The organism is Saccharomonospora piscinae (genome assembly GCF_005862235.1).
Taxonomy (GTDB): domain Bacteria; phylum Actinomycetota; class Actinomycetes; order Mycobacteriales; family Pseudonocardiaceae; genus Saccharomonospora; species Saccharomonospora piscinae.
Genome location: NZ_VCEK01000004.1, coordinates 55964 through 80600, shown reverse-complemented (window position 1 = coordinate 80600; position 24637 = coordinate 55964). Strand labels below are relative to the sequence as shown.

Below are 24637 nucleotides of genomic sequence, written 5' to 3'. Positions count from 1 at the left end.
GCCCGCGCCCAGGCTCTCGCGGCACCCTCGAAGAAGACCACCGTGTGGGGCTCTGAGCGATCGGGCTCAGTCGGCGAGCACTCCCAGTGCAGTCAGCAGGATCGCCAGCGCGGGCAGGAAGTTGTTCAACTGGTGGGCCACGATGCTGCCCAGCAACCGCCCGGTGACCAGTCGCGCCAGACCGATCGGCACCGCGATGACCAGCAACAGCGACGTCCGCAGTGGTTCGAGATGGCTGACCGCGAACACCGCGGTGGAGAGCACGAACGCCGCGAACCGCCCCCACCGCTCACTGCCCCAGCCCAGCCGTTCGGCCGCGCCCCACAGCAGGCCGCGGAAGATGACCTCCTCGCAGATCGGGCCGAGCAGCCACAGGTAGACGAACATCGCCACGGCCGCCGACACCGACATCGGCTTGTCCTCCACCAGCGCGCCGATGGCCGAGGTCGCGTTGTCCTCCCCGACCACCCTGGTCCAGATCCACACGCCGGTGACCGTGCACACGAGACCCAGCGCACCGAACTTGAGGCCCACCACCACGTCGTCCCAACGCCACGACAGGCGCAGGTCGGCGGCGGGTCCGTTGCCCCTGATGCTGGTAATGGCCAGTGCGACCAGCGCGGCGATGATCGTCGGCGCCATCGTGCCGATCAGGACGTCGCGTACCGGCATCGCGTCGAGCGAGCCCCGGCCCAGCAGCGCGCCGAGCAGCGCCGCCGTCGCCAGCAGGACCCCCTCGACCAGCAGGAACGCGCCGAAGCCCCAGCGGTGGGTGGGTTGCAGCGGCAGCGACGGCCGCACCTGTGGCGTCGGCGCAGCCGGTTCGGTCCCGGCCGGTTCGGCTGATCCGGCGGGGCTCTTGCCGGCCTGCTCCCGCGAGTTGCCTGACGTCACCCGTTCCTCCGCAGTAGCGCCGCTACGTGTCGTTCGAGCCTACTGTGCGTCGTGGCCCGGTCACGAGGCGCCGAACAGCAACAACGCGGGAGGGAGGTTGTTGGTGGCGTGGGCGACGACGCTCGCGCTCACCCTGCCGGTGATCATCCGGGCCGCCCCGAGCGCGATGCCCTGCCCGAGCAGGGCGAGGGTGCGGGTCGGTTCGCCGTGTACCTGGGCGAACACGAGCGCGGTCAGCACCAGGATCGCCCACGGCGGAACCCGGTAGTGAGCCAGACCGTTCCACAGCGCACCCCGGAACAGCAGTTCCTCGGTCAGCGGGGCGCCCACGACCACCACGATCGCGGCCACGACGAGCCAGCCGACACTCGACGTCATGCTCCGCAGCACGTCCGTGGTGGAGTCGGTCAGGAACTCGTCGCCGTAGACCTGGAGCAGCAGCAGGTTCAGCACGAACGCGGCCAGCAGCGAGAACCCACCACACGCGAGCCCGATCCGCACGTCGCGCCAGGTGGGAACCAGGCCGAACTCGGCCAGCACGCCCCGGCCCCACTTCCGGGCGGCGAAGACGGGCCCCAGCCCCAGCAGCAGGTTCGGCAGGAACGCCAGCACGATCACCGGTCCGAGATCGGGCAGTTCCGCCGTCCCGACGTGCTCACCGAAGGCGAAGCCGGTGATGGCCAGCGACAACCCGTAGTACAGCCCGAGCGAGGCGAGGAAGGCCAGCAGTCCCCAGTGGGCGCCCAGGACCAGTCCGTCGCGTACGGACGGCGAACCGTCGTCCTGCTCCACCGCACCTCCCGTTCGTGCCGCCGTGGGCCCCACCCTACGGCGACGCGAACGGCCACGTCAGTCGATCACCGCTCCGCGCAGGACGACGTGGCGGGGGCACCGCAGCGTGGCGAGATCCTGCCTCGGGTCGGCATCGAGCACCAGCAGGTCCGCGGACGCTCCCTCGGTGAGGCCGTCGGCGCCGAGCCACTCGCGCGCCGCCCACGAGGCCGCCGCCAGCGCGCCCTCCCTGGACAGTCCCGCCTTGTGCAGCGCCTCGATCTCGTCGACCAGCCTGCCGTGGTCGACCATCCCGCCCGCGTCGGAACCCGCGTAGACCGGCACACCGACGTCGATCGCGGCGCCCACCATGTCGGACACCCCGGCGTACAGCGCGCGCATGTGGGCGGCGTAGGTGGGATAGCGGCCAGCCCGGTCGGCGATACCGGGGAAGTTGTCGATGTTGATCAGTGTCGGCACCAGCGCGGTACCCCGGCGCGCGAGCTCCCGTAACTGGTCGGGCGCGAGGCCGGTCCCGTGCTCCAGGCAGTCGATCCCCGCCGCGAGCAGGCCCGGCAGAGCGGCCTCGCCGAACACGTGGGCCGTGACGCGCGCGCCCGCGGCGTGCGCGACCGCGATCGCCTCGGCGAGCACGTCGTCGGGCCACAACGGCGCCAGGTCTCCCACCGAACGGTCGATCCAGTCGCCGACGAGCTTGACCCAGCCGTCGCCGTCGGCGGCCTGTGCCGCCACCGCCTCGGGCAGCTGCGCGGGATCGTCCAGTTCGAGCCCCAACCCCGGCAGGTAGCGCTTGGGCAGTGCGAGGTGCTGCCCGCTGCGGATGATGCGCGGGAGGTCCGCGCGCCGCTGAAGCGGACGCACGTCCAGCGGAAGACCACAGTCCCTGATCAACAGCGTGCCCGCGGCACGGTCCAGGGCCGCCTGCTCGGCCGCCTCCGCCAGCGACACCGGCCCCGAGGGACCGATGCCGGGATGGCAGTGGGCATCCACCAGCCCCGGCACGACGACCGCACCGTCCAACGGCAGGGCGTCCTCGACCGGCGAGAACGTCACCCTGCCTTCGCTGATCCAGAGATCACGTTCGTCCCCGTCGGGCAGCACGACGGCACGAAGGTGATACCGCGCGGCGGTCACGGCCGCCTACTTCTGCTTCGGCAGCTTCAGCTTCGACGGGTCGAAGCCGGGGGGCAGGTCGTTGAGCCCGCCACCGAGCTGGGACAGGTCGGGCATCCCGCCGCCACCGCCACCCTGGGGGAAGCCACCGGGGAAACCGCCGGGGAAGCCGCCCTTGACCTTGGGCTGCGTGGGGCCCTTGCTCTTGCCCTTCTTGCCCTTCCTGCCCTTGCGCTGCTTCTTCGTGGCGCTGCCGCCGCCCCCGAGACCGAACCGGCCCGCCATCTGCTGCATCATCTTGCGGGCCTCGAAGAAGCGGTTCACCAGGTCGTTGACGTCGCGCACCGTGACGCCGGACCCCTTCGCGATGCGCTGCCTGCGCGACGCGTTGATCATCTTCGGGTTGGCCCGCTCGTCGGGCGTCATGCCGCGGATGATGGCCTGAAGCCGGTCGAGCTGCGCGTCGTCGACCTGCGAAAGCTGGTCCTTCATCTGCCCGGCGCCGGGCAGCATGCCGAGCAGGTTGCCGATGGGCCCCATCCGGCGCACGGCCTGCATCTGCTCCAGGAAGTCCTCCAGCGACAGCTCGCCCGTGCCGAGCTTCGCCGCCGCCTGCTCCGCCTTCTCCTGGTCGAAGACCTCCTCGGCCTGTTCGATCAGGGTGAGCATGTCACCCATGCCGAGAATGCGGCTCGCCATCCGGTCGGGGTGGAAGACGTCGAAGTCCTCCAGCTTCTCCCCGTTGGAGGCGAACAGGATCGGCTCGCCCGTGACGTGCCGCACGGACAGCGCCGCACCACCGCGGGCGTCGCCGTCGAGCTTGGTCAGCACCACGCCGGTGAGGCCCACCCCGTCGCGGAACGCCTCCGCCGTGGTCACCGCGTCCTGACCGATCATGGCGTCGACGACGAACAGCGTCTCGTCGGGCGTGACCGCGTCCCGGATGTCGGCGGCCTGCCGCATCAGCTCCTCGTCCACACCGAGGCGGCCCGCCGTGTCGACGATGACCACGTCGTGCTGGGCGCGGCCCGCCTCCGTCACGGACCGGCGGGCGACGTCCACCGGATCACCGACGCCGTTGCCCGGCTCGGGCGCGAAGGTGGTGACGCCCGCGCGCTCGCCGACGACCTGGAGCTGGGTCACCGCGTTGGGCCGCTGAAGGTCACACGCGACCAGCATCGGGGCGTGGCCCTGCTTCTTGAGCCACTGGGCCAGCTTGCCCGCCAGCGTGGTCTTACCGGAACCCTGCAGACCCGCCAGCATGATGACGGTGGGCGGGTTCTTCGCGAGATTGATCCGGCGGGTCTCGCCGCCGAGGATCGCCACCAGTTCCTCGTTGACGATCTTGATGACCTGCTGGGCCGGGTTGAGCGCCTGCGAGACCTCGGCGCCCTTGGCCCGCTCCTTGACCTGCTTGATGAACTCGCGGACCACCGGCAGCGCGACGTCGGCCTCCAGCAGCGCGATACGGATCTCCCGCGCCGTGGCGTCGATGTCGGCGTCGGAGAGCTTGCCCTTGCCGCGCAGGTTCTGCAGGACCGACGTGAGCCGATCGGAGAGGGTGTCGAACACGGGGTGCACGCTCCAGCAGGTCGAAGGTGTCGGGATGCGGGCCGACCGCGAACCCCAAGCCTAGCCGACACCAGCCCGCCCACGGTCGGCCCGCCCAGCCGGACGCTCCCCCCTGTGCGTCCCCCTCCCGGCCGGACGGGCCTGCTCCCGCGAGGTGCCGCCGGGTCCGGCTACGTCGATCGGCCGACGGGCCGACGGCGTTCGCCAGACCCCCAGTGAACTGGCGACCGCGAGGCCGGGTCGAGCACCTCGTCCGGGAGTGACAACAGCATGCCCGCCGGAGACCGTCCCCCGGCAGCGTGAAGACACCGAGTAGCCGTGAGTAGTCCTACGCAACCCGACACGGTTCTCCGCGACCCATTCCGGTCAGTCGCGGGCGGGCGCCACCTCCGGCTCCGTTTCCCGTTGCGCGGGAACGTCTCGCCGGGCCGACTGGGCCGCCTCGGTGAGCAGGCGCAGCAACCGCGCCACCCGCTCGTCGCCCGCCGGAGCGGAGGGCCGCAGCACGTCACCGCCCTCGACCTTGGCCGCCACCAGCCGGTCCAGCGCGGCGGCATAGTCGTCGGAGAACGCCTCCGGCTCGTACGGACCGGTGAGTTCCTCGATCATCGTGGCCGCCGCGCGCACCTGTGACAACCGCAACTCGACGTCGTCGTGCAGGAACGGGAAGTCGGGAGTGCGCACCTGGGCCGGCCAGTGCAGTGTCCGCAGCACCAGCAGCTGGTCGCGGGGCACGAGGACGCCGAGGCGCTCGCTGCGGTTCATCGTCACCTTCACCAGCGCCACCCGCTCCGCCAGGCGCAGAGCCTCGACGAGCAGCACGTACGGGGTCACGGCACCGGGATCGTCGGGTGCGGGTTCGAGGTAGTAGTGCCCCGCCACGTGGACCGGGTCGAGATCGGCAGGCCGCAGGAACGACTCGATCCGCATCGTCCGCGCCGTGGGCGGGTCGAGCGCGGCGAGGTCGTCGTCATCGAGGACCGCGACCTCCCCGCTGGTGCCGCCACCGGTGAGCACGCCCCTGCCGACCTCGCCGCGCGGCACCTCGGCGCCGTCGGCCTCGCACACCCGGCGGTACCGCACCCGGCCCCCGTCGGTGGTGTGGACCTGCACCAGGCCGCTGCGTCGCTCGCCCGCGGCGACGTACGCCCGCACCGGAACCCCGATGTCGTCGAAACCGATACTGCCCTGCCACACGCTGCGCATTCGCGGCCCCATCACCCGAGCGTAACGAGACGAAACCCCAGCTCGACAGCGACAAACGGGTGGCCGCGCCGGGACGGGCCCGCCACGTCGCGTGTGTGCGACGGCCCGGCCCGGGGCTCCGGTTCACCCGGGCAGCCGAGCCCGCCCGGCACGACCTATCCCCCGCGCGGTACGGCCGCCAGGGCGGCTTCGAGTACCGCCCGCTCCAGCCGGGCCCGCCACGCGGCGTCGGGTGCGCCCCGCGACGGCGACACCGCGAAGGAGTCGACGACACCGCCACCCAGTTCGGCGGCCTTCGCCCACCGGACGCGCGCGCCGTGCTCGTCCAGCGCGCGAGCCACGCGATGCAGAAGGCCGATCCGGGCCACCGCGCGGAGTTCGAGCACCACGGCGTCGTCGGCTGCCTCGTCGTCGAACCACAGCACGGCGGCTCTCGGCGTGGCGGCGACGCCGGCGTAGGCCCGTTCCTTCTCCGCCAGGCGGGCACGCAGGTCCAGCCGCCCCGCCACGGCCCGCGCGAACTGGTCCCGCAACAGCGTGGGATCGGGAGGACCGCCGAACACGGGCGACGCGGTGAGGACACCGACGACGCCGCCCCCGTGCTCCCGCACCACGGCGGAGAGCACGCGCATCGAGTTCAGCGCGAGCACCCCCGTGGCGGGCGCCAGCAGCGAAGCCCCCCTCGGCACGGCGAACTCCACCGTCGTCAGCACCTCGGCGGGGTCGGCGTCGGCGGCGTTGTCGGTGGGCGCGCCCTGGACGGTCCGCACGCGCGCCCGGCCCGCGCCCACGCGCACCGCGTCGGCCGCCAGCTCCCGCTGCGCGGGCGTGAACCGCTCGGGCGCAGCGTGCGGCTCACCTCGCATCAGCGCCCGGCAGCGCGCCACCAACTCGCCCACCAGCCGTGCCCGCCACGCCGTCCACACACCCGGCCCGGTGGCGCGCGCATCCGCCTCGGTCAGCGCGTGCAGCAGTTCCAGCAGGGTCACGTCGCCGTCGAGTGTGTCCACCACCCGCCGCACCGTGGCCCGCTCGCCGATGTCGCGGCGGGTGGCCGTGTGGGGCAGCAGGAGGTGGTGGCGCACCACGGCCGCGAGCAGCGCGCCGTCGCGGGAGGACAGTCCGAGGCGCTGCGCGACCCGCGCGGTGATCCGGGCACCGAGTTCGGAGTGATCGGTGTCGCGGCCCTTGCCGATGTCGTGCAACAGCGCGGCGAGCAGCAGCAGATCCGGTCGCGACACCGTCGTGGTGAGCCGGGCGGCCTCCACACACGTGCGCACGAGGTGCCGGTCCACCGTCCACGTGTGTACCGGTTCCCTCGGCGGGAGGTCCCGCACCGCGCCCCACTCGGGCAGCAGCCTGCCCCACAGGCCCGCGCGGTCGAGTGCCTCCACAGCCGGGACCAGGCCCTCACCGGCGCCGAGCAGGCGCGTCAGCGTGTCTCGGGCGGCGGCAGGCCACGGCGTGCGCGGTTCGGGCGACGACTCGGCCAGCGCGGTGAGCGTGCCCTGCGCGATCGGGGCGCTCGTGGTGGCCGAGGCCGCCGCGACCCGCAGGACGAGGGAGGCGTCCCGTGCGGGCCTGGCTCCCCGCGCCAGCGCGACCTCCGCGCCGTGCAGCACCACGCCGTCGTCGACGGGCGTCCGCGGCGGCACGCGGCGCGAGGCCGTTCCGGGCAGCCGGGTCGCCACCCGCAACGCCACGTCCACCGCGTACGCCACCGCCCGCGACGCGCCCGACAACGCCCTCGCGAGCGCGAAGCGGTCCGCCAGGCCCAGCTGGTCGGCCACGACCTCGGCCTGCGACGGGTCGAGCAGGTCACGGTCGCGGCGCAGGTTCCTGCGCAGCTCGGTACGGACGTCGAGCAGCAGGCGCCGGGCCTCCGTCACCTCCTGGCTCGGGCGGTCGGCCAGTTGCGCCGCCGCGAGGGCGTCGAGCAGCCCCACATCGCGCAGGCCACCGCGCCCGTGTTTGAGGTCCGGTTGCGCCGACTGGGCGATCTCACCGGCGCGCTCCCATCGGCGGCGCGCCGACGACGCCAGCTCGGGCAGGGCACGCCGCGCGAGGCGCCGCCACTGTTCCCGCACCGCCTCCCGCACCCGCGCGGTGAGCGCGCCGTCCCCCGCGATGTGCCGGAGGTCGAGCAGACCCACCGCCGTGCGAACGTCCTCGGCGGCCACGGCCAGCGCCTCGTCCGGAGTGCGGACGGAGTGGTCCACGCCGACGCCCGAGTCCCACAGGGGATACCAGACGGCCTCGGCGAGACCACCGAGGTCGCGCCGTCCGGTGTGGAGCAACACGAGGTCCACGTCCGAGAACGGCACCAGCTCCCTGCGGCCGAGACCGCCGACGGCGGCGAGCGCGACACCCTCGGTGCCCACGCCCGCCGCCGCGGCGGCCCGGTGCAACCAGAACTCGTAGAGGTCGACCAGCGCGGCGCGCAGAGCCACCGCCCCTGACCTCCCGCTCCGGGCACCGTGGCCGTCGAGCAACCGGTTCGCCGCCTCGACGAGCCCGGGTCCGGTCACGAGCGGCGCCTACAGCGCGTCCGTGCCGCGTTCGCCCGTGCGCACCCGCACGACCGTCTCCACCGGTGTCACCCACACCTTGCCGTCACCGATCTTGCCGGTGTGCGCGGCGGCGATGACGGCGTCCACCACCCGGTCCGCACCGTCGTCGTCGGTGACCACCTCGATGCGGGTCTTGGCCACGAAGTCCACCGCGTACTCGGCGCCCCGGTAGACCTCGGTGTGGCCCTTCTGCCTGCCGTATCCCTGGACCTCGCTCACCGTCATGCCCAGCACCCCGAGCTGTTCGAGCGCGGAGCGGACGTCGTCGAGCGTGAACGGCTTGACGATCGCGGTGATCAGCTTCATGAGGTACTCCCCTCCAGCTTCCTGGCCGGCGCCGGCTGCGCCCCCGTGTCCACCGAGGCGGTCCTGCCGCCGCCCCTGGCCCCGGCGAAGTCGTACGCCGTCTCGGCGTGCTCCGCCTCGTCAATCCCCGTGAGTTCGGCCTCGCGGCTGACGCGGCCACCGGTGACGGCCTTGACGAGCAGGCCGAGCACCACGGCCACCGCCGCCGAGTACGCCATCACCGCGACGGCGCTGAGGACCTGCGCGCCGAGCAGCCCGGCTCCGCCGCCGTAGAACAGGCCGTCCTGCCCGTCCTCACCGACCACGGACGACGTCGCGACGAAGCCCAGCAGCACCGTGCCGACGAGCCCGCCCACGAGGTGAACGCCCACGACGTCGAGCGAGTCGTCCACCCCGACGCGGTACTTGAGGCTCACCGCCAGCGCGCACAGCACTCCGGCCACGACGCCGATCGTCAGCGCGCCCCAGGTGTCCACATAGGCACACGCCGGGGTGATCGCGACCAGTCCCGCGACCACACCGGACGCCGCGCCGAGGCTGGTGGCCTTGCCGTCGCGCAACCGCTCGGTGAGCAGCCAGCCCAGCATGGCGGCGCAGGTCGCCGTCACCGTGTTGACGAAGGCGATCCCGGCGACGCCGTCGGCGGCGTAGGCCGACCCGGCGTTGAACCCGAACCAGCCGAACCACAGCAGTCCCGCGCCCAGCATCACGAACGGCAGGTTGTGGGGCTTCATGGGCTCGGCCGGCCAGCCGGTGCGCCTGCCCAACACCAGCACCAGGCCGAGCGCGGCTGCGCCCGCGTTGATGTGTACGGCGGTGCCGCCCGCGAAGTCGAGCGCGCCCAGCTCGTCGATCCAGCCGCCGTCGCCCCACACCCAGTGCGCCACCGGGAAGTACACGATCGTCGCCCACAGTCCCGCGAACAGCAGCCACGCGCCGAACCGCAGCCGGTCGGCGACGGCGCCCGCGATCAGCGCGGTCGTGATGATCGCGAACATCGCCTGGAACGCCACGTCCACCGTGCCCGCCGTCGGGTCGCCGTCCGGTGTCATGAGGCCCGAGAGGCCGAGGTAGTCGAACGGGTTGCCGAGCAGGCCCGCGATGTCGGTGCCGTAGGCCATCGAGTAACCGAACACCATCCACAGCACCCCGACGAGGCCCATGGCGCCGAAGCACATCATCAGCATGTTGAGCACGCTCTTCGAGCGCACCATGCCCCCGTAGAAGAACGCCAGCCCCGGCGTCATGAGCAACACCAGCGCGGCGCTGGTGAGCAACCAGGCCGTATTCCCTTCCACGCTGCCTCCTTGAGTCGGTCTGCGGTCGGCCGCACTCGGCGCCGAGCGCGTGCGCGGGTCGAAGCACGAGCATCGGCAAGGCGTGTTGCGCGGATGCGCCTCCGCTGTTTCACCCGTGTGAACCCCGCCACCGAAGCCGTTACGGCTGCGTTTCCCGCGAGTTCCGTCCGTGGTCGAATGGGGCCATGAGCGAGCGAGGCCCGGCCGTCAGACCCGTGCACGCGCCCCCGGAAGGGGTGGTGGCGGCGCTGCGGTGCTCCGTGTGTTCCGCCGCGCTCACGCTGACCGGGCGGGCACTGCGCTGCGACAACGGACACACGTTCGACCTCGCCCGCCAGGGCTACGTCAACCTGCTGCACGCCGCCGTCGATCAGGGCACCGCCGACACCGCCGCCATGGTGACCGCGCGCGAGGAGTTCCTGAGCGGCGATCACTACGCGCCGCTGGCCGACGCGCTGGCCACGCGGGCGCGAGGGGCGTTCGTGGTGGACGCGGGCGCGGGCACCGGTCACTACCTGGCCCGGGTGCTGGACGCGCTGCCCCACGCGCTCGGCCTCGCCCTCGACGTGTCCGCACCGGCCGCACGCCGGGCCGCGCGCGCCCACCCGAGGCTGGGCGCGGCCGTGTGGAACCTGTGGCAGCCGTGGCCGGTCGGCAGCGGCGTGGCCGATCTGGTCCTCAACGTCTTCGCCCCGCGCAACCCCGCCGAGTTCCACCGCGTGCTGGCCCCGGGCGGCAGGCTGCTCGTCGCGGGGCCCGGTGCTGGTCACCTGCGGGAACTCGCCACGTCGCTGCCCCTGCTCGACATCGGCGACGACAAGTCGGAACGGCTCGACGACGCACTCGGCGAGCACTTCGACCTCGTCGAGCGCGTCGAGGTCGGTGGCCCGGTCACCCTGCGACCCGAGGACCTGCGGCGCGTGGTCCGCATGGGCCCGAACGCACATCACCTGCACCGCGACGCGCTCGGCGAGCGGCTCGCCGCCCTCAGCGAGCCGACGGACGTGACGACGGCGTTCACCGTCTCGGTCTACGAGCGGCGCGGGTGAGGCGGGCCATGGGCGTCCCCGCCACCGTGCTCACCGACCCCACGTGGCTGGCCGAGGACCTGCGCAGGGCACGCACGCTGTACGGCCCGGCACCACGCGCCGTGCTCGGCACGGTGCGGTGGTACTCGGCGTCGTCGGTGCTGGTCGCCGCCGCGTTGGAGCCGTGGGTCCACACCGGCCTCGCCCGCGACCCCGCGCTGGACGCCGTGCGGCTCGACCTGGCGGACGGCCGGTTCCTCGACGCCAGCTCGACGCGCGGACTCGGCCCCGATCCCGCCGACCTCGGCGCGGCGCTCGTGCGCGCGGTCGACGCCGCCGTCACCGCCTTCGCGGCGGCCTGCGGAGCACGGGAACGCGCGCTGTGGGCGGTGGCCGTCGACTCGATCGCGAACCGGCTGTTGTGGGCGGCCTCCGCCACCGGAGCCGACCATGTCGAGGGCGTGCGGCTCGCGGGCGAGCTGGCCGAGCACATGGCACGCGCGGCGCACGACGTGCCGGGGTGCCGCTGGCGCGGTTCGCCCCGGCCCCGCTTCACCACCGTGGGTGACCGCGTCATCGTGCGGCGGGTGTCGTGCTGCCTGATCTACGAGACACCGACCGCCGGCGAGGTGACCTGTGTGAGCTGCCCCCGCCAAACCCCGGCGGAACGCGAGCGCCGCGTGCGCGGCCAGCTGAGCGGCTGACCCGGCGGCACCCCCGGCCGTGGCGGAGGGTAGCCGCAGACGGGCCTTTGTGCCCTGCTGGCGACCGGCGGCCGTGACGCAGAGTCGGTGACACAGGCACCTGACCCGCCACGGCCGGAGGAACGATGACCACGCCCATGGAGATGACCACGCTCACCGAAGCCGAGTGCCTCGCGCTGCTGAGCACCGAGCCGGTGGGGCGCCTGGTGTTCACCGAGAACGCCCTGCCCGCCATCCGGCCGGTCAACTTCGTCCTCGACGGCCGGGACGTGGTCATCCGGACGACGGCGGACTCCTGGGCTCGAAGGGTCGCCGACACCGTGGTGGCCTTCGAGGTCGATCACATCGTGCCCGCCGATCACTCCGGCTGGAGTGTCGTCCTGCTCGGCACGGCCACCGTGCTCACCGACATCGACGCCCTGGTGCGCGTCACCGACTTCCGGCACCGGCCGTGGGCGCCGGGACCGCGCGATCGGTACCTGCTGATCCGCACCGGCGAGATCAGCGGGCGCAGGCTCTCCCTCGCACCGGCCTGATCCCCGCTTCCCTCACACGAAGGAGCGCACCGACACCCCGGCGTCCGCGAGTGCCTTGCGCACGCGGCGAGCCAACTCCACCGCACCGGGCGTGTCACCGTGGACGCACAGCGACTGCGGACGCAACGACAGCCGCGACCCGTCCACGGCCTCCACCGCCCCGTCGAGGGCCATGCGGACGCTGCGCCGCACCACCTCGTCGGCGTCGCGCACGAGGGCATGCGGCTCCCGCCGCGACACCAGCGCGCCCTCCGGGGTGTAGGCGCGGTCGACGAACGACTCCAGCACCACCGCGAGCCCGGCCTGGCGCGCCTGCTTGACCAGCTCCGATCCCGGCAGCCCCAGCACGGGCAACGCCGGGTCGTAGCGGCTGATCGCCTCCACGACGGCGGCGGCCTGCTCGGCGTGGTGGACCACGGCGTTGTAGAGCGCGCCGTGCGGCTTGACGTAGCGCACGGACGTGCCCGCCACCTTCGCGAACCCGTCGAGCGCGCCGATCTGGTAGATGACGTCGTTGGCGAGTTCGTGCGGGTCCATGTCGATGAAGCGGCGGCCGAACCCGGCGAGGTCGCGGTAGCCGACCTGGGCCCCGACCGCGACGCCACGCTCGGCGGCGCGGTCGGTGACGCGGCGCAGCACGCTGGGATCGCCCGCGTGGAAGCCGCACGCCACGTTGGCGCTGGTCACCACGTCCAGCAGGGCGTCGTCGTCGCCCAGCGGCCAGGCTCCGAAACCCTCGCCCAGATCGCTGTTGAGATCGATCACCGCGTCCACAACGCCAGCCTAACGGGGCCCCGACGCGCCCGGTAGCGGCGCGTCGGGGCCCGTGAGGGACACGCAGGCCCTAGTCGATGCGGTCGTAGGCCGGCAGCGTGAGGAAGTCGGCGAACACCTCGGCCAGCGCCACCTGCTCGAACAACTCCACCGCGGGATCGAGCAGCTCGGCCGGAATGTCGGCCGCCAGCTCACCCCGCACCTCGGCGAGCACCGAGCGCACCAGCTCCTCGGTGACGGTCTCACCGGTGTCCAGCTCGACGCCGTTGCGCACCCACTGCCACACCTGCGACCGCGAGATCTCGGCCGTCGCGGCGTCCTCCATGAGGTTGTGCAGCGCGGCGGCACCGTTGCCACCCAGCCAGGAGGCGATGTAGCGCACCCCGACGTCCACGGCGCCCCGCAGGCCCGCCTTCGTGGCGGCACCCTCGGTCGCGGCCACGTTCAGCAGCGCGTCGGCGGACACCGACACGTCCTCGCGCAGCCGGTCGAGCTGGTTCGGGCGGTCACCGAGAACCTTGTCGAACTCCTCGGCGCACAGCGGCACCATGCCCGGGTGCGCCACCCACGACCCGTCGAAGCCGTCGCCCGCCTCCCGCGCCTTGTCGTCGCGGACCTTCGCGAACGCCTTCTCGTTGACCTCGGGGTCCTTGCTGGGGATGAACGCGGCCATGCCACCGATGGCGAACGCACCGCGCTTGTGGCAGGTGCGCACCAGCAGCTCCGTGTAGGCGCGCATGAACGGCGCGGTCATCGTGACACTGTTGCGGTCGGGCAGGATGAAGTCGGCACCCGCGTCGCGGAAGTACTTGATGACGCTGAACAGGTAGTCCCACCGGCCCGCGTTGAGGCCCGACGCGTGTTCGCGCAGCTCGTAGAGGATCTCCTCCATCTCGAACGCGGCGGGGATGGTCTCGATGAGCACGGTGGCGCGGATGGTGCCGTGCTCGACCCCCAGCACCCGCTCGGCGTGGGTGAACACGTCGTTCCAGAGCCGTGCCTCGCGGTGGCTCTCCATCTTCGGCAGGTAGAAGTACGGGCCCGCTCCGCGCGAGAGCAGTTCCTTGGCGTTGTGGAAGAAGTACAGCCCGAAGTCCACCAGTGCGCCGACGGCCTTGCGGCCACCGATCTCCAGGTGGCGCTCGTCGAGGTGCCAGCCGCGCGGGCGCACCACGATCGTGGCGTGCTCGACGTCGTCGCGCAGCGAGTACCGCTTCACGCCGGTGTCCAGCTCGATCGACTTGCGGATCGCGTCGGAGAGGTTGACCTGCCCCGACACGACGTTGGCCCAGTGGGGCGTGTTGGCGTCCTCGAAGTCGGCCAGCCACACCTTCGCCCCGGAGTTGAGCGCGTTGATGGTCATCTTGCGGTCGGTCGGGCCGGTGATCTCCACCCGGCGGTCGCGCAGCGCGGGCGGAGCCTCGGCGACCCGCCACTCGGATTCGCGGATCTCCCTCGTCTCGGGCAGGAAGTCCAGCCTGCCCGTCCGCCTGGCCTCCTCGCGACGGTGGCCCCGCGCCGCGAGCAGCTCGTCCCGCGTGGCGGCGAAGGAGTCGTGCAGGTCGCCGAGGAACCGCAGCGCCTCGTCCGTCAGAATCTCGTCGTCACGCTCGACAGCACCGCCGAGCACGCGCACCTCAGACATCGAACACCCCAAACCAGGACAGACAACACGCGAACTTTCTGTATATCGGACTATAGTTTCTACAATGCGGAACCTCAACGCGAGAGGAGTCACCGGTGGCGCCTGCCAGATCGGGCAACGGGGGCGTGCAGTCGCTGGAGCGGGCGTTCGAACTGCTCGAGCGACTGGCCGACACCGGAGGTGAGGCCGGGCTGTCGGAGCTGGCACACGCCTCCGGGCTGCCGATGCCCACGATCCACCGGCTGATCCGCACGCTGGTCACGCTCGGGTACGTGCGGCAGAACGCCAACCGCCGCTATGCGCTGGGGGCACGGCTCATCCGGCTGGGCGAGAACGCGAGTCTCCAGTTCGGCACCTGGGCCAGGCCGCTGCTCGCCGAGCTGGTGGAGGAGGTCGGCGAGACCGCCAACCTGGCCGTGCTGGAACGCGACGAGGTCGTGTACGTGGCGCAGGTGGCCTCGCGCCGTCATTCGATGCGCATGTTCACGGAGGTGGGGCGCAGGCTGCTGCCCCACGGCACCGGCGTGGGCAAGGCGATGCTCGCGACGCTGGAACCGGACCAGGCACGCGCACTGCTGGAGCGCACCGGCATGCCCGCCTACACCGAGCACACGCACACCGAACCGGCGGCACTGCTCGACCACCTCAAGGCCATCGCCGACACGGGTTACGCGCTCGACGAGAGCGAGCAGGAACTCGGTGTGCGCTGCCTCGCGGCGGCCGTGCCGCACGCACCGGTACCGACGGCCGTGTCGGTGTCCGGGCCCGAGGGCCGGATCACCGACGACGCCGTGCGCCGGATGGCCCCCTCCGTCCTCCGCACCGCGACCCGCCTGGCGGCGCAACTCGCGCAGCCCCCGCCCCCAGAGTGACGCCGTGAAGGCACCGCCCGCTTACGCCAGCAGGGCCTCGACGAACGCCTCCGGCTCGAAGGGAGCGAGGTCGTCGGGACCCTCGCCGAGGCCGACGAGCTTGACCGGCACGCCGAGTTCGCGCTGAACCTGGAACACGATGCCGCCCTTGGCCGTGCCGTCGAGCTTGGTGAGCACGATGCCGGTGACGTCCACGACCTCGGAGAACACCCGCGCCTGCGCGAGCCCGTTCTGTCCCGTGGTGGCGTCGAGCACGAGCAGCACCTCGTCGACCTTGGCCTGCTTCTCCACGACGCGCTTGACCTTGCCCAGCTCGTCCATCAGGCCAGTCTTGGTGTGCAACCGGCCCGCCGTGTCGATGAGCACGGCGTCCACGCCGGTGTCGATGCCACGCTTGACGGAGTCGAACGCCACCGAAGCGGGGTCGGCGCCCTCCTTGCCGCGCACGACCTCGGCCCCGACCCGCTCCGACCAGGTCTGCAGCTGGTCGGCCGCGGCGGCACGGAAGGTGTCGGCCGCGCCGAGCACCACCTGGTGTTCCTGCGCGACGAGCACGCGGGCGAGCTTGCCCGTGGTCGTGGTCTTGCCGGTGCCGTTGACTCCCGCGACCAGCACGACGGCGGGTTGCTTCGCACCGTCCACCGTGTGCGGCAGCGCCCGCACGGCACGGTCGGTGTCGCGTCCCAGCGCGTCCACCAGCACGTCCTGCAACGCCGCCCGCGCCTGCTCGGGCGTACGAACGCCGCGCGCGGACAGCTCGGTACGCAGCGTTTCGACGATCTCGGTGGTGGTGGCCGCGCCGAGGTCGGCGATCAGGAGGGTGTCCTCGACCTCCTCCCACGAATCCTCGTCGAGGTCGCCCGCGCCCAGCAGCCCCAGCAGGCTCTGCCCGAGCGCGGACCGCGACTTGGACAGCCGCCCGCGCAGCCGCTCGATGCGCCCCGCGGCGGGCGGCACCTCCTCCTTCGGCTCGGCGGCGACAGCCTCGGGCGCGGGTTGGGGTTCCGGCTCCGGGGCCGCGGGCGGGACCTCGGGGGTCTCAGGAACGACCGTCGTGTCCGTGGCGGATTCGGCCTCGGGCCGGGGCTCCGGCATCTGCGGCGTCTCCGGCGTCTCCGGCACGGCCTCGCGAGTGCGGTCGGGCAGCGTGACGTCGACGATGTCGCGGCGCGGCGCGTCCCGGGGCACGGCGGCGTCGTCGCCAACACCCGGCTCGCCGTCGGTCTCCGTGCGCTCCGCCACCGGGTGCTCGGGTTGCTCGGGTTCGGCTTTCGTGCCGCCCGGCGCCAGTGCGATGCCACCGCCGGCCTGGTACCGGCCGCCCTGGGGCTGTTGCTCGCGCTCCCGCTCCAGGGTGATGCGGCGCCGACGCGCGATCGCCAGCCCGGCCACGAGTGCGACCAACAGCACAACGGCCGCGATGACGGTGATCCACAACCAGGTGTTCGACACGCCTGCCATCCTCGCATCCGCCCTCGTCGGTGGCAGGGCGCCCTCACCAGCCACGGTCAGCGTTCAACCCACTACACATCTTTTTGGACAATCCTTCACCGCACATCTTGCGCGGCGGGCCGCCGTGGACTAGACCACCACCGTGGTAGAAAGCAAGTCCGAGCTCCGCGTCGTCGGGCTCCTCTCCGGAACGTCGGTGGACGGCATCGACGTGGCCGTGGCCTCGTTCCGGGTCGCGGGTGACGAGCTCACCCTGACCCCGCTCGGCCACTGGGAACTGCCGTATCCCGAACAGCTGCGGCAGGACGTCCTCGCGGCGCTGCCGCCAGCCGGCAGTAGCGCCGAGCAGCTCACCAAGCTCGACACGCGCATCGGGCAGGCGTTCGCCGAGGCCGCGGCCACCGCCGTGGCCGACCTCGCGGGCGGGCGGGCCGATCTCGTCGCTTCCCTCGGCCAGACCGTGTTCCACTGGGTCGAGGGCGGCACCGCCGAGGGCACGCTGCAACTCGGGCAGCCCGCGTGGATCGCCGAACGCACCGGCCTGCCCGTCGTGGCCGACCTGCGGATTCGCGACGTCACCGCGGGCGGACACGGCGCACCGCTGGCGAGCACCCTGGACGTCCTGTGGCTGCGCGGGGCGGCCGAGGAGCAAGGGCGCCCCGTCGCGGCGCTCAACATCGGCGGGATCGCCAACATCACCGTGGTGCACCCGGACGGCACGGCACTCGCCTACGACACCGGTCCCGGCAACGCCCTGCTCGATCTCGCGGCCACGGAGGTGACCGGCGGGCAACGGCACAGCGACGTCGACGGCGCGCTCGCCTCACACGGCACGGTCAGGCAGGACCTGCTGTCGCGCCTGCTGGCCGATCCGTACTATGCCCGGAAACCCCCGAAATCGACCGGCAAGGAGTACTTCCACGCCGCCTACCTGCGGCAGGCCACCGAGGGGCTGGCCCCGATCGACGGCCCCGACCTGCTCGCCACCCTGACCGAGCTCACGGCGGCGACGGTGGCCGCCGAGTGCGAGCGGCACGGCGTCGGCACCGTCGTGACCTCCGGCGGCGGACTGCGCAATCCCGCACTGGTGGCCGCGCTGCGCACGCGGCTGACCGTCGTGCCCAGCGACGAGAACGGGTTGCCCTCCGACGGCAAGGAGGCCTACCTCAGCGCACTGCTGGGGTGGCTGACATGGAACGGCCTCCCGGCCACCGTGCCGAGCGCGACGGGCGCACGCGGACCGCGCCTGCTCGGCGCCATCACACCGGGCGCGGGTCCGCTGACGCTGCCCCATCCCCACCCCCGGCCCGTGACCCGCCTGCGGGTCGTGACCCCCGAGAAACCGTAGGAGACAGCATGCGACCCCTGGATCTCGCGATCATCGCGATATTCCTCATCGGTTCGCCGTTGCTGGGCATCATGCTCGGCGGCAAGCAGAAGACGTCGGCCGACTACTTCGTCGGCGGCAGGCAGGTGCCGTGGTGGGCGGTGACGTTCTCGGTCGTCGCCACCGAGACCTCCACCCTCACCGTGATCAGCGTGCCGACGGTGGCCTACCTCGGCAACGTCACCTATCTCCAGCTCGCGATCGGTTACCTGATCGGCCGGATCGTGGTGGCCTTCGTGCTCCTGCCCCGCTACTACGCGGGCAACATGGTGAGCGCCTACGGGTTCCTCGGCCAGCGCTTCGGCAGCAAGCTCCAGGGCACGGCGTCCGTGACGTTCCTGGTCACGCGGCTGCTCGCCGACGGGGTGCGGCTGTTCGCCACCGCGATCCCGGTGAAGCTGGTCCTCGAAGCGCTGGGTCTCGACGTCTCCTACTGGATGATCATCGCGGCGATCGCCGTGGTCGCCGTCGTGTACACCTACCTTGGCGGGATCAAAGCGGTCATCTGGGTCGACGTGATCCAGATGAGCATCTACGTCGTCGGCGCGATCGCGGCGGTGTTCATCCTCGCGGGCAAGCTGCCGGAAGGCTGGTTCGGCTCGCTGGCCGACGAGGGCAAGTTCCAGTTCTTCGACTTCTCCTCCGACATCGTCACGAACCAGTACGCGTTCATCACCGCCGTCGTCGGTGGCGCGCTGTTCGCGATGGCCTCGCACGGCTCCGACCAGCTGATGGTCCAGCGGTTGCTGGCCTGCAAGACCGTGCGCGACAGCCAGAAGGCCGTGATCGCCAGCGGTGTCGTGGTGTTCGTGCAGTTCGCGCTGTTCCTGGTGGTCGGAGCGATGCTGTGGTCGTTCTACGACGGCGCCGACCCGGCGTCGATGGGCCTCGGCAGCAACGACGAGCTGTTCCCGAAGTTCATCGTCGAGCAACTCCCGGCCGGGTTGTCGGGCATCCTGATAGCGGGCATCCTCGCCGCCGCGATGAGCACCATCTCGTCGTCGCTGAACTCGCTGTCGACCTCCACCGTGAGCGACATCTACCAGCGCGTGACGAAGAAGGAGCTGCCCGACGCGGTGGTACTGAAGCAGGCCAAGATGTGGACGCTGATCTGGGCCGTGGTGTTCGTGCTGTTCGCGTCGATGTTCACCAGCACCGACGAGCCGGTGGTCGAGGTCGGCCTCAGCATCGCCAGCTACACCTACGGCGCGCTGCTGGGCGCGTTCGCCCTGGGCATCTTCGTGAAGCGGGCCCGGCAGACCGACGCGATCGTGGCGTTCGTGAGCACGATCGTCGTGGCCGCGATCTTCATCCTCGGCGTCACGTTCACCGTCGACGGTGAGGAGGCCACGCTGGCCTTCCCCTGGTACGTGCCGCTGGGTGTCATCGTGACGCTGCTGGTCGGCGGTCTGCTGTCGCTGCGCCACCGCGCCGAGGGCCCCGACGAGCTGGAGCGGGTCAAGGAACCGGCCTCCTGAGCGAGTCCCGCCGGGCGTCCGCGACGGCGCCCGGCGGGCTCAGCCCGCCGACGTGGTGTGCGCGACCGAACCCACGAACCGCGCACGCCCGTCGGCCTGCCACTCGACCGGCACGCCCAGCCGGGTCGGCGGGCGGCGCAGGCTCTCCGGCAGGTCGTCCGGCGCGATACGGCCGACGCGGGTCAGCCGCCGCCGGATGTCCGCCACCCGCTCGGCCCCGGAGAGCACCAGATCCCACTCGGCGGCCGGCACCGCCCGGCCCGCCGCGTCGACCAGCTCGGCCTCGGCCGTCGCCCAGGCCACCGGGGACGCCTGGAAGCTCCACCATCGCCTGCTCCACGGCGGCGCGACGAACCCGTGCGCGACACACGGCACCGGCTGTCCCGGAACGAACCGGGTGCCCTCGCGGGCGTGGAAGCTGACCAGGCGGTAGGCGAAGTCCGGCGGCGCGGCCGGGTCGCGAGAGGTGTCGGCGAGCGTGAGGATCTGCACGTCGGCGTCGGCGTGTTCCACCACCATGCCGGGCACCAGCTGTCCGCCCCGATAGGGCGTGGCCGCCCCGCCGGTCAGCAGGCCGAACAGCAACAGGCCCACTCCCGCCAGCACGGCCACCACGCCGGCCACCATCAGTGGCCACGACACCTCGGCGGCGCCGAAACCCGCGACGAGGGCCCAGATCCCCAGCCCGACCAGCCCGCCACCGACCACGACGCCGACCGCGAGCCGCCACGCGCGCCGGTACACGTTCGGGCTACTCGCGCGCAGGTGCGCCGGATCGATCGGGGCGTCGAAGAACCGGCGCGGATCGCCCGTCGGCCAGCCGTGCTCCGTCTGCTCGATCATGCGGGAATCGTGGCAGACCTTCCCGCCTCAAGACACCCGACGGGGTGATTTGTGCCGGTCAGACTGCGCGCTCACGGCCTCGTCATGCGCCGTAGGAGCCCACAACGGTGCACGGGCGCGGCGCCGGATCGTCGTCGGTCCGGCCGGGAAGCCAGCCGCGGAAGGCCGCCGCGGCGGGAATCGACGGGAGCGGGTTCTCCGCCCCCTCAGGAAGTTCGAGAATGAGGGTGAACACGGGTTCCTCGGCGTCCCGGAGCGCCGTGTACCTCATTCCCCGCGGAGCGGCGGCATGCACCGCCGCGAACACCTCGTCGAGCTGCTCGGCCACCGCCGCGGCCTGATTCTCGGTCGTGCGAAAACGGACCATCTGTACGCTCATCAGCGGATATCTCCTCGAACGGCGAAATGTCGGATATGAACTCGGGTCTCCGTCGTTTCGACGTTTCCCGCCGCGAAAAAGTGACACCTCGGTGTCGGTCCCGCCGACCGGCTACGCCGGTTGTTCCACCGCGTCCGCCGCGCGCAGGCGCTGGGAGATCACCTTGGTGATGCCGTCACCCTGCATGCTCACGCCGTAGAGCGCGTCGGCGATCTCCATCGTCGGCTTCTGGTGCGTGATGATGATGAGCTGCGAGTTCTCCCGCAGCTGCTCCAGCAGCCCGATCAGCCTGCGCATGTTGGTGTCGTCCAGCGCCGCCTCGACCTCGTCCATGACGTAGAACGGCGAGGGCCGGGCGCGGAAGATCGCCACCAGCATGGCCACCGCCACCAGCGACTTCTCCCCACCGGACAGCAGCGACAGCCGCTTGACCTTCTTCCCCGGCGGCCGGGCCTCCACGTCCACGCCCGTCGCGAGCATGTCGCCGGGTTCGGTCAGCACCATCCGGCCCTCGCCGCCGGGGAACAGCACGGAGAACACGGTCTCGAACTCGCGCGCGACGTCGTGGTAGGCGGTGGTGAAGACCTCCAGGATCTTGTCGTCGACCTCCTTGACGACGGTCAGCAGGTCCTTGCGGGTCTCCTTGAGGTCCTCAAGCTGGGTGGACAGGAACTTGTAGCGTTCCTCCAGCGCCGCGAACTCCTCCAGCGCCAGCGGGTTGACCTTGCCGAGCTGGGCGAGGTCACGCTCGGCGCGCTTGGCGCGGCGGGCCTGTGTCGCGCGGTCGTACGGGATCGGTTGCGGCTCCATCACCGTCTCACCGCGCTCCTTGGCCGCCTCGTACTCGGCCACCTCGCCGGGGCCGGGCGGCACCGGGACCTCGGGGCCGTACTCGGTGACGAGGTCGTCCAGCGCGATGCCGAACTCCTCGGTGATCTTCGCTTCGAGCTGTTCGAGCCGCAGCCGCTGCTCGGCTCGCAGCACCTCGTCGCGGTGGACCGCATCGGTGAGCTTCTCCAGCTCCACCGTCAGTTCCCGCACGCGGTGGCGCACTTGTTGCAGCGCCTGCTCGGTGTGCTCGCGGCGGGCCTGGATGGCGTCGCGTTCGGTCGCCGCGCGGTGCAGGGACGTCTCGATGCGCTCCAGCGCGGCCTCCCCGCCGTCCACGACGGCGGCGGCGATGGTCGCGCCGCGTTCCCGCGCGACGCGAGCCCGCTCGGCGCGCTCCCTCGCCTGCCGCTCGGCCTCGGCGGCGCGGCGCAGCGAGTCGGCCTTGCCCGCGATGCCCCTGGCGCGTTCCTCCGCCGTACGCAGCGCGAGGCGGGCGTCCATCTCCTCCTGGCGCACCTCGGACAGCGACTCGGTGGCCTCGTCGCGCTCGCTGGTGTCGACGTCGTCGTCCACCGGCTGCTCCGACACGGCCGCGAGACGGTCCTCCAACTCCGCGAGCTGGGCGAGCACGTCCTCCCTGGTCCGCTCGACCTTGGCGCGCTGGTCGCTCAACCGCTCGACCTCCGACTGCGCCGACCGGGCGGCCCGGTCGAGGCTGGCCAGCCGTTCCGTGGAGCGGGCCCGGCGGACCTTCGCTTCGCCCAGCGCGTCCTTGGTCCGGTCCAGCTCGGCGCGGCGGTCGTGCTGCTCGGCGCGGGCGCCCTCCAGCTCGGCCGCCGTGCGTTCCAGTGTGCGTTCGGCCGCGGCGAGCCGGTCCTGCGCCTCGTCGACGGCGGCCTGCACCTCGATGACGCTCTCGTCGCGCGCCGAGCCGCCGGTGGCCCAGTGCGCACCGAGCACGTCGCCGTCGTTCGTGACCGCGGTGACGTCCGGGTGGTCGGCCACCAGCGCACGGGCGTCGGCCAGCTCGCCCACCACGGCGACCCGTTCCAGCGCGCGTTCCACAGCAGGGCGCAGCGCCTCCGGTGCGGCCACCACCTCGCGTGCCCACCGCGCTCCGGCGGGCAGCGCGGGCAGGGCCGACGGGTCCACCCGGGCCGGGGTGTCGCCCAGCAGCAGACCGGCGCGCCCCGACTCGGTGTCCTTGAGGTGGCGCAGGGCGGCGACGGCGTCGTCACGGGCCGACACGGCCACCGCGTCCGCCACCGGGCCGAGCGCGGCGGCCAGCGCCACCTCGTAGCCGGGGTCGACGGTCAGCAGCGCCGCCACCGAGCCCAGCAGGCCCGGCAGGTCGTCGGCGGCACCGAGTAGTGCTCCCGCACCGTCCTTGCGATTCAGTCCCATCGACAGCGCGTCGACGCGCGCCTTCTCCGACGCGATGTCGCGCTCGGCGGTCCGCTCGGCGGCGACCAGTTCCTCCACCCGCTCCTTCGCGGCCCGGTGCGCGGCCACGGCGCGCTCGTGGTGCTCGCGCAGGGTTTCGTCGTCGGAGTCCTCGACCCCGCCCTCGGCCCTGGCCTCCTCCAGGTCCTCGCTCGCGCTCTCGGCACGCGCGACGGCCTCCTCGATCCCCGCCGTCAGCCGGTCGACCTCCTCGGCGGTGGCGCCGCTCTTGCTGCGCAGCGCCTCGACCTGACCGGAGAGCTTGGCGATGCCCTCCCGCCGGTCGGCGATGGCCCGCACGGCCGCCAGGTGTGCGCGCTCGGCGGCCTGCACCACCCGTTCCAGGTGTTCGCGGCGCTCCACGGTCTCGGCGAGCAGCGAGCGGGCCTCCGACACGCCTTCGGTCAGTTCGGCCTCGCGCTCGGCCACGCGCTCGGCCTCCGCGAGCAGTTCCTCGGGGTCGCGACCCGTCCCGCCGGTCTCGACCTCCTCCGACAGGTGCCGCTTGCGCTCGGCCGCCAGGCGCACCGTGCCCCGCAGCCGCTCCGCGAGCGCCGAGAGCTTGTACCAGGTGTCCTGGGCCGCGGTGAGCTTCGGCGCGTCCTCGGCGAGCACGCCCTCCAGCTCGGTCTGTTCCGAGGTCACCAGTTCGAGGGTCTGCTCGACCTCGGCACGGCGCGCCCGCGCGGCCTTCTCGTCGGCCTCGTCGCGCTCGATCTCGGTGCGCTGCGTGACCAGGTCGTCGGCGAAGAGACGGAGTTTGGCGTCCCGCAGCTCCGACTGCACCGCCTGGGCGCGACGCGCGATCTCGGCCTGCTTGCCGAGCGGCTTGAGCTGGCGGCGCAGCTCGGCGGTCAGGTCGTTGAGCCGGTCGAGGTTGCCCTGCATCGCGGTGAGCTTGCGCAGGGCCTTCTCCTTGCGCTTGCGGTGTTTGAGCACACCGGCGGCCTCCTCGATGAAGGCACGGCGCTCCTCGGGTTTGGCCTGCAGGATCTCCGCGAGCTGTCCCTGCCCCACGATCACGTGCATCTCGCGGCCGATACCCGAGTCGGACAGCAGCTCCTGGATGTCGAGCAACCGGCACGTGCTGCCGTTGATCTCGTACTCGCTGGCGCCGTCACGGAACATCCGCCGGGTGATCGAGACCTCGGTGTACTCGATGGGCAGCGCGCCGTCGGCGTTGTCGATGGTCAGCGTGACCTCGGCCCGGCCAAGCGGCGACCGTCCGGCCGTGCCGGCGAAGATGACGTCCTCCATCTTGCCGCCGCGCAGGTCCTTCGCTCCCTGGGTGCCCATGACCCACCGCAGCGCGTCGAGGACGTTCGACTTGCCGGACCCGTTGGGACCGACCACGCAGGTGATACCCGGTTCGAACCGCAGGGTGGTCGCCGACGCGAAGGACTTGAAGCCCTTCAGCGTCAAGCTCTTCAGGTACACGCGGCGTCGACCCTTCCGTCCCGGCTGTCCTGCTTTCCGGCCCACCGGCCGGTGTCCGATCGGATGATGCTACCGGC

Annotated in this window: 20 protein-coding genes; 6 read left to right on the top strand and 14 right to left on the bottom strand. The window is 72.3% G+C overall.

Annotated features, from left to right (window positions below; translation table 11 throughout):
• Positions 1 to 66 precede the first annotated feature (66 nt).
• From FFT09_RS16655 to FFT09_RS16620, 8 genes are all read right to left on the bottom strand, one after another.
• Positions 67 to 801, bottom strand: a complete 735-nt coding sequence (locus FFT09_RS16655; protein WP_081194598.1) for a CPBP family intramembrane glutamic endopeptidase — start codon at positions 799 to 801, stop codon at positions 67 to 69.
• Positions 802 to 954: 153 nt separating this feature from the next.
• Positions 955 to 1686: a CPBP family intramembrane glutamic endopeptidase gene (locus FFT09_RS16650; protein ID WP_024876194.1), complete on the bottom strand. Its 732-nt coding sequence runs from the start codon at positions 1684 to 1686 to the stop codon at positions 955 to 957.
• Between the two features lie 57 nt (positions 1687 to 1743).
• Positions 1744 to 2820 (bottom strand): amidohydrolase family protein, encoded by a 1077-nt coding sequence (locus FFT09_RS16645; RefSeq protein WP_138383287.1) that lies wholly within the window; start codon positions 2818 to 2820, stop codon positions 1744 to 1746.
• A 6-nt stretch (positions 2821 to 2826) separates the two neighbouring features.
• Positions 2827 to 4371 (bottom strand): signal recognition particle protein, encoded by a 1545-nt coding sequence (gene ffh / locus FFT09_RS16640; RefSeq protein WP_081194489.1) that lies wholly within the window; start codon positions 4369 to 4371, stop codon positions 2827 to 2829.
• 366 nt (positions 4372 to 4737) lie between these two features.
• A complete protein-coding gene (ku, locus tag FFT09_RS16635) occupies positions 4738 to 5589 on the bottom strand; it encodes a non-homologous end joining protein Ku (RefSeq protein WP_081194487.1) in 852 nt (283 codons plus the stop codon).
• A gap of 143 nt (positions 5590 to 5732) precedes the next feature.
• Complete coding sequence (locus FFT09_RS16630; protein WP_138383286.1) at positions 5733 to 8105, bottom strand: [protein-PII] uridylyltransferase; 2373 nt, start codon at positions 8103 to 8105, stop codon at positions 5733 to 5735.
• Positions 8106 to 8114: 9 nt separating this feature from the next.
• A complete protein-coding gene (locus FFT09_RS16625; RefSeq protein WP_024876199.1) occupies positions 8115 to 8453 on the bottom strand; it encodes a P-II family nitrogen regulator in 339 nt (112 codons plus the stop codon).
• Positions 8450 to 9751: an ammonium transporter gene (locus tag FFT09_RS16620; RefSeq protein WP_138383285.1), complete on the bottom strand. Its 1302-nt coding sequence runs from the start codon at positions 9749 to 9751 to the stop codon at positions 8450 to 8452. Before FFT09_RS16620 ends, FFT09_RS16625 begins: the two co-directional genes overlap by 4 nt.
• 185 nt (positions 9752 to 9936) lie before the next feature.
• Here FFT09_RS16620 and FFT09_RS16615 point away from each other — a divergent pair, with 185 nt between their 5' ends.
• From FFT09_RS16615 to FFT09_RS16605, 3 genes are all read left to right on the top strand, one after another.
• Positions 9937 to 10800 (top strand): putative RNA methyltransferase, encoded by an 864-nt coding sequence (locus FFT09_RS16615; RefSeq protein WP_081194481.1) that lies wholly within the window; start codon positions 9937 to 9939, stop codon positions 10798 to 10800.
• Between the two features lie 8 nt (positions 10801 to 10808).
• The gene (locus tag FFT09_RS16610) at positions 10809 to 11483 is read left to right on the top strand and encodes a (2Fe-2S)-binding protein (RefSeq protein WP_138383284.1); all 675 of its coding nucleotides are present in this window, start codon (positions 10809 to 10811) and stop codon (positions 11481 to 11483) included.
• Positions 11484 to 11608: 125 nt separating this feature from the next.
• Entirely contained in the window at positions 11609 to 12019 is a 411-nt protein-coding gene (locus FFT09_RS16605; protein WP_024876203.1) for a pyridoxamine 5'-phosphate oxidase family protein, read from the top strand.
• Between the two features lie 12 nt (positions 12020 to 12031).
• On the opposite strand, the gene FFT09_RS16600 is transcribed toward FFT09_RS16605, so the two are convergent.
• Together FFT09_RS16600 and aceB are read right to left on the bottom strand one after the other, a co-directional pair.
• Entirely contained in the window at positions 12032 to 12793 is a 762-nt protein-coding gene (locus FFT09_RS16600) for a LamB/YcsF family protein (RefSeq protein ID WP_138383283.1), read from the bottom strand.
• 70 nt (positions 12794 to 12863) lie between these two features.
• The gene (gene aceB / locus FFT09_RS16595) at positions 12864 to 14438 is read right to left on the bottom strand and encodes a malate synthase A (RefSeq protein WP_138383282.1); all 1575 of its coding nucleotides are present in this window, start codon (positions 14436 to 14438) and stop codon (positions 12864 to 12866) included.
• A 95-nt stretch (positions 14439 to 14533) separates the two neighbouring features.
• Here aceB and FFT09_RS16590 point away from each other — a divergent pair, with 95 nt between their 5' ends.
• Positions 14534 to 15310, top strand: coding sequence for an IclR family transcriptional regulator (locus FFT09_RS16590; RefSeq protein ID WP_138383281.1), 777 nt, complete (start codon positions 14534 to 14536; stop codon positions 15308 to 15310).
• 21 nt (positions 15311 to 15331) lie between these two features.
• Here FFT09_RS16590 and ftsY read toward each other — a convergent pair whose 3' ends face one another.
• A complete protein-coding gene (gene ftsY, locus FFT09_RS16585) occupies positions 15332 to 16771 on the bottom strand; it encodes a signal recognition particle-docking protein FtsY (protein WP_138383280.1) in 1440 nt (479 codons plus the stop codon).
• A gap of 133 nt (positions 16772 to 16904) precedes the next feature.
• Here ftsY and FFT09_RS16580 point away from each other — a divergent pair, with 133 nt between their 5' ends.
• On the top strand, positions 16905 to 18110 hold the full coding sequence (locus tag FFT09_RS16580) for an anhydro-N-acetylmuramic acid kinase (RefSeq protein ID WP_138383279.1): 1206 nt from the start codon (positions 16905 to 16907) through the stop codon (positions 18108 to 18110).
• A gap of 8 nt (positions 18111 to 18118) precedes the next feature.
• Positions 18119 to 19627 carry a sodium:solute symporter gene (locus tag FFT09_RS16575; protein WP_024876209.1) on the top strand — a complete coding sequence of 503 codons (1509 nt, stop codon included), beginning with the start codon at positions 18119 to 18121 and terminating at the stop codon, positions 19625 to 19627.
• A 39-nt stretch (positions 19628 to 19666) separates the two neighbouring features.
• On the opposite strand, the gene FFT09_RS16570 is transcribed toward FFT09_RS16575, so the two are convergent.
• From FFT09_RS16570 to smc, 3 genes are all read right to left on the bottom strand, one after another.
• A complete protein-coding gene (locus tag FFT09_RS16570; protein ID WP_081194471.1) occupies positions 19667 to 20470 on the bottom strand; it encodes a DUF3239 domain-containing protein in 804 nt (267 codons plus the stop codon).
• Positions 20471 to 20552: 82 nt separating this feature from the next.
• Positions 20553 to 20849 (bottom strand): hypothetical protein, encoded by a 297-nt coding sequence (locus FFT09_RS16565; RefSeq protein ID WP_081194469.1) that lies wholly within the window; start codon positions 20847 to 20849, stop codon positions 20553 to 20555.
• Between the two features lie 111 nt (positions 20850 to 20960).
• Positions 20961 to 24560 carry a chromosome segregation protein SMC gene (smc, locus tag FFT09_RS16560; RefSeq protein WP_138383278.1) on the bottom strand — a complete coding sequence of 1200 codons (3600 nt, stop codon included), beginning with the start codon at positions 24558 to 24560 and terminating at the stop codon, positions 20961 to 20963.
• Between the last annotated feature and the right edge of the window lie 77 nt (positions 24561 to 24637).